The sequence below is a fragment of the Streptomyces sp. NPDC088350 genome (assembly GCF_044753545.1).
GTDB lineage: Bacteria > Actinomycetota > Actinomycetes > Streptomycetales > Streptomycetaceae > Streptomyces.
Window position 1 is genome coordinate 324,199 of the sequence record NZ_JBIVNL010000005.1, and the last position, 12,260, is coordinate 336,458.

The window sequence follows — 12,260 nt, forward strand, 5'->3', positions numbered from 1 at the left end:
AATGAATACGCAACTCTTCCAACAGAGTTCGACACGTCCTACCGTAATCGCGCACATGGCATGCACAGGAAGTGATCCCATCTTTCGCGAGTCCGGAGGAACGTCACCATGCGTCACCCCCACACCCGCACGACCCGCCGAAGAATGATCGGAGCGCTCGCAGCAGGACTGTTGTGCACGGGGGGCCTCGCCGTCCCCGCAGTCGCCGCCCCCGCGCAGGACCCTGTCTCCCCCAGCCTCGCCGACGGCCAGGCGCTCACACCTCCGATGGGTTTCAACAACTGGAACTCCACCCACTGCCGTGCCGAGTTCAACGAGTCCATGGTCGAGGGAATCGCGGACCTCTTCGTCGCCAAGGGCCTCAAGGCCGCCGGCTACCAGTACGTCAACCTCGACGACTGCTGGGCCCTGCCGAACCGCGACGCCGACGGCGAACTCGTCCCCGACCCGGTCCGCTTTCCCCACGGGATCAAGGCCGTCGCCGACTACGTGCACTCCAAGGGACTCAAGCTCGGCATCTACACGAGCGCGGGCACGAAGACATGCAACGCCGCGGGGTTCCCGGGCGGCCTGGGTCACGAGTACAGCGACGCGCGGCAGTTCGCCGACTGGGGCGTGGACTATCTCAAGTACGACAACTGCAACAACCAGGGCGTGGACGCCAAGTCGCGCTACACCACCATGCGCGACGCCCTGAAGGCGACCGGCCGGCCCATCGTCTTCAGCATCTGCGAATGGGGCGAGAACAAGCCCTGGGAGTGGGCCTCGGACGTCGGGCACCTGTGGCGCACGACCGGTGACATCAGCGACAACTGGGGCTCGATGCTGTCGATCCTCAAACAGAACCTGCCGCTCGCGCCGTACGCCGGCCCCGGGCACTGGAACGACCCCGACATGCTGGAGGTCGGCAACGGCGGTATGACGGACACCGAGTACCGCTCGCACTTCTCCCTGTGGTCGATCATGGCCGCTCCGCTCCTCATCGGCTCCGACCTCCGCACGGCGACCGACGCGACCTTCGACATCCTCGACAACAAGGAGGTCATCGCGGTCGACCAGGACCCGCTGGGCAAGCAGGGCACGGTCGTCTCGTCCGAGGGCGGACGCTGGGTCGTCGCCAAGGAGATGCGGGACGGCAGCCGTACGGTGGCCCTGTTCAACGAGTCCGGCAGCGCCCAGCGCATCGCCACGACCGCGGCGGCCGTCGGCCTCCCGAACGCCCGCGCGTACACCCTGCGGGACCTGTGGCAGCACAGGAGTTACAACACCGCGGGCACGATCTCCGCGACCGTCCCGGCCCACGGCACGGTCCTCGTACGGGTGTTGGCCGACCGGCACTCGACCAAGAACCCGCCCGCCGTCGAACTCGGCCTGGACGGAACCCCGTTGGTCCAGGCGGCCACACGGACCCCGTTCACCACGACGGTCACCGACCTGGGCCGGACGACCGCCCAGCACGTCTCCGTGACCCTCAACGGGCCCACCGGCTGGCGCATACGAGCCACGTCGCCGACGACCGCGAAGGCCGTACCGACAGGCCGGTCCCTGCGCACGAAGTGGACGGTCACCGCACCCTCGGGGACGCCGACGGGGTCGTACGACCTGACGCTGAAGGCGAGTTACCGCTCGCCGAGCGGTGCGCGGGTGAGCAGCACGCTGCCGTTCACCGCGTCCGTCGTGGTGGCACCGCCTGCGGGCACTTCGTACCTCGGTGACCTTCCGTGGTTGTCAACGGCCAATGGGTACGGGCCCGTTGAGCGGAACACCAGCAACGGGGAGAGCGCGGCGGGGGACGGGCATCCGATCACCCTCGGCGGAGTGGTGTACGCCAAGGGGCTCGGTGTGCATGCCCAGAGCGATGTGGAGTACTACACCGGGAAGGCGTGCGAGAAGGTCACCGCGGACGTCGGTGTGGACGACGAGAAGGGGGCCAACGGGACCGTCGCCTTCGAGATCTGGGCGGACGGTACGAAGGTCGCCTCGACCGGCGTCCTCACCAACGCGATGTCCGCCCAGCCGGTCACGGCGGACGTGACCGGCGCCCAGGTGGTCCGACTCGTCGTCACCGACGGCGGCGACGGGATCGACTCGGACCACGCGGACTGGGCGGACGCGCGGCTCACGTGCTGAGCGACGCACACCTCATGTGCCGCCGAGGGACGTAAGCCGCTGAACGAACGTTTCAGCCGGTCGGTTCCTCACACTCCGGCCGCGGTCGTGCTCGCCCGCCCCGCGAGCGCGGCCGCGGCCGCTCCCACCAGCCCGGCGTCCGTGCCCATCTGCGCCGGCGTCACCGTCAGCCGCCGCACGAAGGACAGCGTCGCGTAGTCGCTCAGGGCCTTGCGCAGCGGTGTGAAGAGCACGTCGCCCGCCTTGCCCACACCCCCGCCGATCACGGCGATGTCGATCTCGACGAGGGTCGCGGTGGCCGCTATACCGGCGGCGAGGGCCTGCGCGGCCCGCTGGAAGGAGGCCACGGCGATCGGGTCACCGGCGCGGGCGGCGGCGGCCACGGCGGCGGCCGAGGTGTCACCGTCCGGGCCCGGTCGCCAACCGTTCTCGACCGCCCGCCGGGCGATGTTGGGGCCGCTGGCGATCCGCTCCACACAGCCGCGCGAACCGCACGGGCAGGCGTCGCCGTCCAGGTCCACGCTGATGTGGCCGATGTGGCCCGCGTTGCCGGTAGGCCCGGGATGCAGCTGTCCGTTGAGGACGAGGCCGCCCCCGACGCCCGTGGAGACCACCATGCACAGCGCGTTGGCGTGCCCGCGCGCGGCGCCCTGCCAGTGCTCGGCCGCCGTGATGGCCACGCCGTCGCCGATCAGCTCGACGGGCAGGCCCCCGGTCGCCGCGCGCACCCGCTCGACGAGCGGATAGTCCCGCCAGCCGGGCACGTTGACCGGGCTCACGGTGCCGGCGGAGGCGTCCACGGGTCCCGCGCTGCCGATGCCGAGGGCACTCGCGCGGGACCACGAAGGCGATGCGGTGAGTTCCGCGAGCACCTCCTCCACGGCTCGCATCACGGTGTCGCCGTCGTCCTGCGAGGGCGTCGGGCGCTGCGCGCGCACCAGGATCTTGCCGTGGCCGTCCACCAGCGCCCCGGCGATCTTGGTGCCGCCGATGTCGAGCGCGGCCACGAGGTCGGTGTGCATCAGTGTCAGATCTCCCCGTCAAACATGAGAACCACCAGAAGGTGAGTTGGACCGGTCTCGCGGTGGGGGCGCAGGCCGGAGATATCGGTGGACAGTCTCTCTCGCACATGACAACGTTGTCCAGGCTCTATGCTCGACGCCACATCCTCATACAAACCCATGGACCTATGCATCCCCCGTGGACGACAGGACAGGACAGCGCATCGTGCCAGAGACCGCCCGCCGCCCCGAGAACCGCTACGGCAACCGTCCGACCATGAAGGACGTGGCCGCACGGGCCGGTGTCGGCCTGAAAACGGTGTCACGCGTGGTCAACGGCGAACCGGGCGTCACCCCCGACACCGAGCGCCGCGTCCAGGAGGCCATCGACGCCCTCGGCTTCCGCCGCAACGACAGCGCCCGCGTCCTGCGCAAGGGCAGCACGGCAAGCATCGGCCTCGTCCTGGAGGACCTCGCCGACCCGTTCTACGGCCCCCTCAGCCGCGCGGTCGAGGAAGTCGCCCGAGCCCACGGCGCGCTGCTGATCAACGGCTCCAGCGCCGAAGACCCGGACCGCGAGCAGGAGTTGGTGCTGGCACTGTGCGCCCGGCGCGTGGACGGGCTGGTGGTGATCCCGGCCGGCGACGACCACCGCTACCTGGAGCCCGAGATCAAGGCGGGCGTCGCGACCGTCTTCGTGGACCGCCCGGCCGGGAAGATCGACGCGGACGTCGTCCTGTCCGACAGCTACGGCGGCGCGCGCGACGGCGTCACCCACCTCATCTCGCACGGACACCGCCGCATCGGCTTCATCGGTGACATGCCCCGCATCCACACGGCCGCCGAGCGACTGCGCGGCTACCGGGCCGCCATGGAGGACGCGGGCATACCGGTCGAGGACGCCTGGATGTCCCTCGGCGTGACCGACCCCGTCCGGGTGCGCCGGGCGGCCGAGGAGATGCTCACCGGCCCCTCCCCCGTCACCGCGATCTTCACCGGCAACAACCGCGTGACGGTCACCGTCGTCCGCGTCCTCGCCGAACAGTCCCGCCAGATCGCCCTCGTCGGCTTCGACGACATCGAGCTCGCCGACCTGCTCCGGCCCGGCGTGACCGTCGTTGCCCAGGACGCGGCGACCCTCGGCCGCACGGCCGCCGAACGCCTCTTCCGCCAGCTGGACGGCACGTTGATCGCTCCGGAACGCATCGAGCTGCCGACCCGGTTGATCACTCGCGGCTCGGGCGAACTGCCTCCGTCGGACTGAGGGGCGCGGCTCGTGGACGACGGCGCGGCCCGCACGTTGAAGGCCCTGGGGCTCGACCGGGCACCGCGCGAGGATCCGCTCACCTACCCGGGTGCGTGGCCCACCGCGTCCGGACTCCTGGTCGGCGACCGCCTGTTGCCCCTCGACGACGACCCCGCCGTGTACGAGGACCGCACTCCGGTACTCGCCGTCGGCTCCAACGCCTGCCCCGGTCAACTGCGCCACAAGATGGCGGAGTTCGGAATCAGCTCTCCTGTTCCGATGCTGAAGGCACGGGTCACCGGCGTCGACGTCGGTGTCTCCGCGCATGTGAGTCGCGTGGGCTACGTGTCCGCTTCGCCGGTCGAGGCACCAGGTGTCGTACGGGAGTTGTTCGTGACGTGGTTCGACGCGCGGCAGCTCGCGGTGGTGGACGCGAGCGAGGGGGCGTACGACCGGGTCTGGCTGCCCGGCTCCGCCACCTTCCGCTTCGAACCCGACGGTGACTGCGACGGTGGGCGGCCACTGGCCGGGGCGTTCGTCTACGTCAACCGGCATGGGGTTCTGCACGACGGTACGGGTGTGCCGCGCAGGCATCCGGGCGAGCGGGCGCTGCTCAGTGAACTGCTCGGCGGGTCGGCGGGGTTGAGGGCACTGTTCGGGCGGACACCGGAGGAGTTCTGCGAACGGGCGCGGGGGAACCGGGAGTTGTGCGAGCGGGGTACGAGACTGTTCCGGGAGGAGGGGCTGGTGACGGTGTCCGGCCTGGAACGCTTCGTACGGCCTCAGCAGACCGGCAGCCCCGGTACCGGCTCGTCGTTGTCGCCGCCCTTGATGTAAACGTCACTGACGTAGACGTTCGTGTTGCCGCTGTCGTCGTCCGTCTTGGCCCACCAGACGTTGGTCCACTGGCCGTACGTCTCGCGGCGGCCCAAGTTCTGCTGGCAGTAGAAGTAGTTGGTGCCCGCGCCGAGGACGCCGACCTCGGTGCCGGACGCGGTGAAGGACTTGGCGGTGCGCCACACCTGGCAGTCGTACTTGCCGCCGCCGATGGACTGGCAGACGGCGGCGGGGCTGGAGCCGGGACTCGCTGCGCCGGTCGTGGGGGCGCTGCCGGCGGTGGTTCCGCCGCCGGGGGACGTGGACCGGGTCGGGGCGGCGCTGGGAGCTTGCCCCGCCGTCGTGCTGTCGCCCTCCTTGCCTGTGTGCTGCCGCGTCGGCGCCCGGGTCCCGTTGTCGCCCTGTTCGGTGGGCTTGGGGGTGTCCGAGCGGTGGGCGTCCGTATGTCCGGTGACCGAGCCGGGGCCGACGCCATCGCCGGCCGGTGGCGCGGTGGGCTGCGAAGTGACCGTGCTGTCACCGGAGTTGACCGTACGCGCGACGACCACACCGGCGCCGGCGAGGACAAAGGCCACGGCAGCGGCGGCGATCAGGACGCGTGCCTTGCGGCGGTGGAGTGAGGATCCTTGCGGGGCGAGTCCCGACGGCTCAAGTGAACTGGACGACTCCGGGGAGCTGAGCCTCGGCACGGACTGTCCCGGCGACTCCGACGCGCTCGCTGTCCGCCCAGCCGATCCCGCCAACTCCGAGGAACCAGCCCCCTGTTCGACCAAACCTGGCGCATCCGGAAGGTCGGGCGGCACTACCCCGAACCCGGACTCCACCGCCCCCGACTCCACCGGCACCCCCGCAACCCGGGGAACCCCGGAAGCCTCACGCCCCGTCCCCCGCAGAACAGCCGTAGCCGAATCCACCTCCGGCGCCCCCTCCACCCCCTCCACCCCCTCCACCCCCTCCAGCAACCCCCGCGCCGCATCAGCCGCAGGACGCAACTCCGGCTGTTTCTGCATCAGTTGGCGAAGGACAGGCCCAAGTCGACCCGCCCGGCGGGGTTCCGGAAGTGGCTCGGAGACGATGGCCGTGAGGGTGGAGTACGTCGAGGTGCGGCGGAACGGGGCCGTGCCCTCGACCGCCGCGTACAGCGTGGCGCCCAGGGCCCAGACGTCGGAGGCCGGGCCGGGGTCGGCGCCCTGGGCGCGCTCGGGGGCCAAGTAGTCCAGGGAGCCGATGAGTTCGCCACTTCGCGTGAGGTGCGTGGCGGAGCCGTCGCCGGGGTCGTCCATGGTGGCTATGCCGAAGTCCGTGAGGACGACCCGGCCCGAACGGTCCAGCAGGATGTTCCCGGGCTTCACATCGCGGTGCAGGACTCCCGCGGAGTGCGCCGCGGCCAGCGCCGCCATCACCTTCGCGCCGATCCAGGCCGCCTCACGGGGATCGATCGGTCCGCGCTCACCGAGGACGTCGTCCAGGGACGGACCGTCGATCAACTCCATGACGATCAGCGGGCGTCCGTCGACCTCGGCGATGTCGTGCACGGCGACCACACCGGGATGGCGGACCCGCGCCGCCGCCCGTGCCTCGCGCTGCATTCGCAGGCGCAGGTCGGCGAGTTCGGGTGCGTAGGCGTCGGTGAAGGTGCGCAGTTCCTTGACGGCGACCTCACGGCCGAGGACCTCGTCGACTGCCCGCCAGACGACGCCCATGCCGCCGCGTCCGAGCCGGCCCACGACGCGATAGCGCCCGGCCAGCAGTCGGCCGACTCCGTCGTCCACGCGTCCGCTCTCCCCCGAAGCCGAAGACACCGCCGCTCCGTCCTGTGGCACTTCCCTGAGTGCCGTACAGCCTACGGGGCGGCAGTGACAACAGAAGTCGGCGGCAACGGCTGTGACAGGTCCGCTACTTGGCGGACGCCGTCAGGTCACCCCGGCGCGGCGCCGCGAATCCCTCCAGGTCCGCCCGGGTCAGGCCGGTCGCCCCGGCCACCTCGGCGATGTCGAGGGCCCCGCAGTCCAGGCCGCGCAGCAGATAGCCGCTGAGGGCCTTGGCGGTCGCGGGTTCGTCCATGACGTCGCCGCCGGCCCGGTTGGCGTAGCGGGCGAGACGGGCGGCGGCCTGCTCGAAGCCCTCGCGGTAGAAGGCGAAGACGGCCGCGTAGCGGGTGGGGATGTGGCCGGGGTGCATGTCCCAGCCCTGGTAGTACGCACGGGACAGCGCCCGCCGGGTGAGGCCGTAGTGCAGCCGCCAGGCGTCGTGGACCTTGGCGGTGGGGCCGACCGGAAGGACGTTCGTCGAGCCGTCCGAGACGCGTACGCCCGTCCCCGCAGCCGCGACCTGCATGACCGCCTTGGCGTGGTCGGCTGCGGGGTGGTCGCTGGCCTGGTAGGCGGCGGAGACACCGAGGCAGGCGCTGTAGTCGAAGGTGCCGTAGTGCAGGCCCGTGGCGCGGCCCTCGGCGGCCTGGATCATGCGGGCTACGGTCGCCGTGCCGTCGGTGGCGAGGATGGACTGGCTGGTCTCGATCTGGATCTCGAAGCCGATCCGGCCCACGTCGAGGCTGTGCGCCTCCTCGAAGGCCTCCAGGAGTCGGACCATCGCGGTGACCTGCTCGGCGTACGTGACCTTGGGGAGGGTGAGGACCAGCCCCTCGGGCAGGCCGCCGGCCGCCATGAGTCCGGTCAGGAAGATGTCGAGGGTGCGGATGCCCCGGTCGCGCACCGGCGTCTCCATGCACTTCATGCGGATGCCCATGTACGGCGCCGCCGTGCCCTTCTCGTACGCCTCGGCGATCAGCCGGGCCGCGCGGGCGGCGGCCTCGTCCTCCTCGGCGTCGGGGCGGGGGCCGTAGCCGTCCTCGAAGTCGACGCGCAGGTCCTCGATGGGCTCGCGTTCCAACTTGGCCCGCACGCGCGCGTGGACGGGCTCGGCGAGTTCGTCGGAGAGGCCGAGGACGGCGGCGAAGGAGGCCGCGTCCGGGGCGTGTTCGTCGAGGGCGGCGAGGGCCCGGTCGCCCCAGGAGCGGATCGTGTCGGCGGCGAAGACGTCGCCGGGGACATAGACCGTGTGGACGGGCTGGCGGGTGCCAGGGTCCCCGGGATAGCGGCGCTCCAGTTCGGCGTCGACCGGTGCCAGGGAGGCGCTGATCTCCTCGCTGATCGCGCCCGCGAGGCTCGTCGCCACCTTCTCCTGCTGGCCCTGACCCATCCGACACCCTCCAGTTTTCCGCCCTACGGAATCAACAATCCGTAGAGCGAAGTTATCCATGGAGCTTCCCGCCGGTCAACACCCTGTCCACGGCGTGAACCCATGGCGTTCACTCGCGCCCCGAGGCCCCCTTCCGCCCAGCGCTCCGCCCCTTCATCCTGACTCGCAAGGGGAGGGATGCACATGTCGAGTGTCAGAACGGTGACGCGTCGCGCGGGGCTGACCACACTGGTGGCGGCGGCCGTCGCCCTGCCACTGATCGGAACCGTACGCTCCACCTCCGCCGTCCGGCACGACCCCCGCCTGCTGGACGTCATGACGTTCAACCTGCGCTACGCGAGCAGCGACGAGCCCAACAGCTGGCAGGACCGCCGCCCGGTGATGCGCGACCTGCTGCTCCGCGCCGCCCCCGACGTCATCGGCACCCAGGAGGGCCTCTACGCGCAGCTCCAGGACATCAAGCACGACCTCGCCCCGCACTACGACTGGATCGGCGGCGGCAGGAAGGGCGGCAGCCACGACGAGGAGACGGCGATCTTCTACGACACCCGCCGTCTCGCCCCCGTGGAGTACGACCAGTACTGGCTCTCCGACACGCCCTCCGTGATCGGGTCGAACACCTGGGGCGGCGCCCACCCGCGCATCGTCACGTGGATCCGCTTCCGCGACCTCGGGGACGGCGGACGGCAGTTCTACGTCCTCAACACCCACCTGGACAACGCGAGTCAGTACGCACGCGAGCGTGCCGCCACGCTCATCGCCCAGCGCATCGCCCGCTTCGACCGCTCCCTGCCGCTCGTGGTGACCGGCGACTTCAACACCGCCGCGCACACCACCGCGGTCTACGACACGATGCTCGGCGCCGGCCTCAGGGACGCCTGGGACGCGGCGGCGGCACGCGGGCTGTCGTACGGCACCTTCCACGGCTACCACGAGCTTCTTCCCCACGGTGACCGCATCGACTGGATCCTGGTCACCCCGGGAGTCACGGTGCATCGGTCGGCCGTCGACACCTACGCCGAGAACACCCAGTTCCCGAGCGACCACCTGCCCGTGCGGTCCACCATCAGCCTGGGATGAGGGCTCGGTACATGCGAGGGCCCCGTGACCACGCGGGTCACGGGGGCCTCGGACAACCTGCGGGGATCAGCCCTTGCGGGTGTTGATCTCCTCGGTGAGCTGCGGGACGACGTCGAAGAGGTCACCGACGACGCCGTAGTCGACGAGGTCGAAGATCGGGGCCTCGGCGTCCTTGTTGACGGCGACGATCGTCTTCGAGGTCTGCATGCCGGCACGGTGCTGGATCGCGCCGGAGATGCCGTTGGCGATGTAGAGCTGCGGGGAGACGCTCTTGCCGGTCTGGCCGACCTGGTTGGAGTGCGGGTACCAGCCGGCGTCGACGGCGGCGCGCGAGGCGCCGACGGCCGCGCCGAGGGAGTCGGCGAGGGCCTCGATGATCGCGAAGTTGTCCGCGCCGTTGACGCCACGGCCGCCGGAGACGACGATCGCGGCCTCGGTCAGCTCCGGGCGGCCGGTCGACTCGCGCGGGGTGCGCGCGGTGACCTTGGTGCCGGTGGCCTTGTCGGAGAAGGTGACCGCGAGGGCCTCGACGGTACCGGCGGCCGGGGCGGCCTCCACGGCGGCCGAGTTCGGCTTCACGGTGATGACCGGGGTGCCCTTGGAGACACGGGTCTTGGTGGTGAAGGAGGCGGCGAACACCGACTGCGTGGCCACGGGGCCCTCGTCACCGGCCTCCAGGTCGGTGGCGTCGGTGATGATGCCGGAGCCGATGCGCACCGCGAGGCGGGCGGCGATCTCCTTGCCCTCGGCGGAGGACGGCACCAGGACGGCGGCCGGGGAGACGGACTCGTAGGCGGCCTGGAGGGCGTCCACCTTCGGTACGACGAGGTAGTCGGCGTACTCGGCGGCGTCGTGGGTGAGGACCTTCACCGCGCCGTGCTCGGCGAGCGCGGCGGCGGTGTTCTCGGCACCGGGGCCGAGGGCGAGGGCGACGGGCTCGCCGATACGGCGGGCCAGGGTCAGCAGCTCCAGGGTGGGCTTGCGGACGGCGCCGTCCACGTGGTCGACGTAGACGAGAACTTCAGCCATGGAATGGTCTCCTGCGTGCTTGCGAAGTCTGAGGGGTGGTAAGCGAGTTGGGCCGTGATCCTTGGGCCTAGATGAACTTCTGGCCCGCGAGGAACTCGGCGAGCTGCTTGCCGCCCTCGCCCTCGTCCTTGACGATCGTGCCGGCGGTGCGCGCGGGGCGCTGCGCCGCGGAGTCGACGGCCGTCCAGGCGCCTTCGAGGCCGACTTCGTCGGTGTCGATCTCCAGGTCGGAGAGGTCCCAGGCCTGAACCGGCTTCTTCTTGGCGGCCATGATGCCCTTGAAGGAGGGGTAACGCGCCTCGCCCGACTGGTCGGTGACGGACACGACGGCCGGCAGGGAGGCCTCCAGCTGCTCGGACGCGGTGTCGCCGTCACGGCGGCCCTTGACGACGCCGTCCGCGACGGAGACCTCGGAGAGCAGGGTGACCTGCGGGACGCCCAGGCGCTCGGCCAGCAGGGCGGGGATCACACCGGCGGTGCCGTCGGTGGAGGCCATGCCGGAGACGACCAGGTCGAAGCCGGCCTTCTCGATCGCCTTGGCCAGCACCAGGGAGGTGCCGATGACGTCGGTGCCGTGCAGATCGTCGTCCTCGACGTGGATCGCCTTGTCGGCACCCATGGACAGCGCCTTGCGCAGGGCGTCCTTGGCGTCCTCCGGGCCCACGGTCAGGACGGTGATCTCCACGTCGTCGCCTGCTGCTTGCCGGTCTTCGGAGATCTGCAGCGCCTGCTCCACCGCGTACTCGTCGAGCTCGGAGAGCAGACCGTCCACGTCGTCCCGGTCGACGGTCAGGTCATCGGCGAAGTGCCGGTCGCCAGTGGCGTCGGGCACGTACTTCACAGTGACAACGATCCTCAAGCTCACGCCGGCTCTCCTACTGCATCGTCATTTTTCGGCTGCCTACTTCCAGGCAGCATAGGCGCCTTGAACGGCCGTTCCCGGTGCGGGCGGCCGGTGCTCCGAGCGAAATATTACTCGCCAGTACGCAGCACTACGCTCCCTCAGGGGGTGCCCGCTAAGCAAGCGCTTTGAACTGTGACCTGTGCAACGCAGCGTAATCGGAACTCGACGCTTTCGCAGGGTGGCCCGTCACCCGAGGAGAGTGGTCTCAGTCACGCAGTCCGTTGAAGCGCCCCTGGTGGTAGAGGAGCGGGCGGCCGGAGCCGGCGGGGTCGCCGAGGACGACCTCGGCCAGGACGATGCGATGGTCCCCCGCGGGCACGCGCGCGGCGACCCGGCACACCAGCCAGGCCAGCACGTCGTCCAGGACCGGCACTCCCTCGGGCCCCTCGCGCCAGGCGGTGGGCGCCCCGAACCGGTCGGCGCCGCTGCGGGCGAAGGTGGCGGCCACCTGCTCCTGGTGCTCGCCGAGTATGTGGACGCCGACATGGTCGGCCCCGGATATCGCCGGCCAGCTGGACGCGCCGGTGCTGATCCCGAAGGACAGCATCGGGGGCTGTGCGGAGACGGAGCTGAGCGAGGTGGCGGTGAAGCCGACCGGGCCGTTCTCACCGCGCGCGGTGATCACCGCCACACCGGCCGCGTGCTGCCGGAAGACGGAGCGCAGCAGATCGGGAGAGGCGAGCTGGGGAGTACGGGTGCCGAGGTCGGGCGTGGCCGTCATGGACGTGTCCTTCTGCGGAGGGGACGAACCGGGTCCGTGGCTGCTCAACAGCCCGGACAGCGCGCGCTCGCGGTGCGGGCCAGGTCGACGTGCACCCGCCCGAAGAGAAGG

The 12,260-nt window shown here is 70.8% G+C and carries 10 protein-coding genes; 4 read left to right on the forward strand and 6 right to left on the reverse strand.

What is annotated here, in order from left to right:
• The first annotated feature begins 108 nt into the window (after window positions 1-108).
• Entirely contained in the window at window positions 109-2,130 is a 2,022-nt protein-coding gene (locus ACIQBL_RS19395; RefSeq protein ID WP_401943252.1) for an NPCBM/NEW2 domain-containing protein, read from the forward strand.
• A gap of 68 nt (window positions 2,131-2,198) precedes the next feature.
• On the opposite strand, the gene ACIQBL_RS19400 is transcribed toward ACIQBL_RS19395, so the two are convergent.
• A complete protein-coding gene (locus tag ACIQBL_RS19400) occupies window positions 2,199-3,152 on the reverse strand; it encodes an ROK family protein (protein ID WP_401943255.1) in 954 nt (317 codons plus the stop codon).
• 205 nt (window positions 3,153-3,357) lie between these two features.
• Here ACIQBL_RS19400 and ACIQBL_RS19405 point away from each other — a divergent pair, with 205 nt between their 5' ends.
• Window positions 3,358-4,395 carry a LacI family DNA-binding transcriptional regulator gene (locus ACIQBL_RS19405; RefSeq protein ID WP_401943258.1) on the forward strand — a complete coding sequence of 346 codons (1,038 nt, stop codon included), beginning with the start codon at window positions 3,358-3,360 and terminating at the stop codon, window positions 4,393-4,395.
• A gap of 12 nt (window positions 4,396-4,407) precedes the next feature.
• Window positions 4,408-5,214: a hypothetical protein gene (locus ACIQBL_RS19410; protein ID WP_401943261.1), complete on the forward strand. Its 807-nt coding sequence runs from the start codon at window positions 4,408-4,410 to the stop codon at window positions 5,212-5,214.
• On the opposite strand, the gene ACIQBL_RS19415 is transcribed toward ACIQBL_RS19410, so the two are convergent.
• Both ACIQBL_RS19415 and ACIQBL_RS19420 read right to left on the reverse strand, forming a co-directional pair.
• Entirely contained in the window at window positions 5,160-6,986 is a 1,827-nt protein-coding gene (locus tag ACIQBL_RS19415; protein WP_401943264.1) for a serine/threonine-protein kinase, read from the reverse strand. The genes ACIQBL_RS19410 and ACIQBL_RS19415 overlap by 55 nt on opposite strands.
• Window positions 6,987-7,110: 124 nt before the next feature.
• Complete coding sequence (locus ACIQBL_RS19420) at window positions 7,111-8,415, reverse strand: DUF6986 family protein (RefSeq protein ID WP_401943266.1); 1,305 nt, start codon at window positions 8,413-8,415, stop codon at window positions 7,111-7,113.
• Between the two features lie 183 nt (window positions 8,416-8,598).
• Here ACIQBL_RS19420 and ACIQBL_RS19425 point away from each other — a divergent pair, with 183 nt between their 5' ends.
• Complete coding sequence (locus ACIQBL_RS19425) at window positions 8,599-9,495, forward strand: endonuclease/exonuclease/phosphatase family protein (RefSeq protein WP_401943269.1); 897 nt, start codon at window positions 8,599-8,601, stop codon at window positions 9,493-9,495.
• Window positions 9,496-9,561: 66 nt separating this feature from the next.
• On the opposite strand, the gene ACIQBL_RS19430 is transcribed toward ACIQBL_RS19425, so the two are convergent.
• From ACIQBL_RS19430 to ACIQBL_RS19440, 3 genes are all read right to left on the reverse strand, one after another.
• Window positions 9,562-10,524: an electron transfer flavoprotein subunit alpha/FixB family protein gene (locus tag ACIQBL_RS19430; RefSeq protein WP_401943272.1), complete on the reverse strand. Its 963-nt coding sequence runs from the start codon at window positions 10,522-10,524 to the stop codon at window positions 9,562-9,564.
• Between the two features lie 67 nt (window positions 10,525-10,591).
• Window positions 10,592-11,389, reverse strand: coding sequence for an electron transfer flavoprotein subunit beta/FixA family protein (locus ACIQBL_RS19435; RefSeq protein ID WP_401943274.1), 798 nt, complete (start codon window positions 11,387-11,389; stop codon window positions 10,592-10,594).
• A 244-nt stretch (window positions 11,390-11,633) separates the two neighbouring features.
• Window positions 11,634-12,149, reverse strand: coding sequence for a flavin reductase family protein (locus ACIQBL_RS19440; RefSeq protein ID WP_401943276.1), 516 nt, complete (start codon window positions 12,147-12,149; stop codon window positions 11,634-11,636).
• Window positions 12,150-12,260 lie beyond the last annotated feature (111 nt).

Bases quoted from the DNA above. Each gene is read 5' to 3' on its own strand.
- ACIQBL_RS19395 (WP_401943252.1), top strand. From the start codon at position 109: ATGCGTCACCCCCACACCCGCACGACCCGCCGAAGAATGATCGGAGCG.
- ACIQBL_RS19400 (WP_401943255.1), bottom strand. From the start codon at position 3,152: ATGCACACCGACCTCGTGGCCGCGCTCGACATCGGCGGCACCAAGATC.
- ACIQBL_RS19420 (WP_401943266.1), bottom strand. From the start codon at position 8,415: ATGGGTCAGGGCCAGCAGGAGAAGGTGGCGACGAGCCTCGCGGGCGCG.
- ACIQBL_RS19425 (WP_401943269.1), top strand. From the start codon at position 8,599: ATGTCGAGTGTCAGAACGGTGACGCGTCGCGCGGGGCTGACCACACTG.
- ACIQBL_RS19430 (WP_401943272.1), bottom strand. From the start codon at position 10,524: ATGGCTGAAGTTCTCGTCTACGTCGACCACGTGGACGGCGCCGTCCGC.
- ACIQBL_RS19440 (WP_401943276.1), bottom strand. From the start codon at position 12,149: ATGACGGCCACGCCCGACCTCGGCACCCGTACTCCCCAGCTCGCCTCT.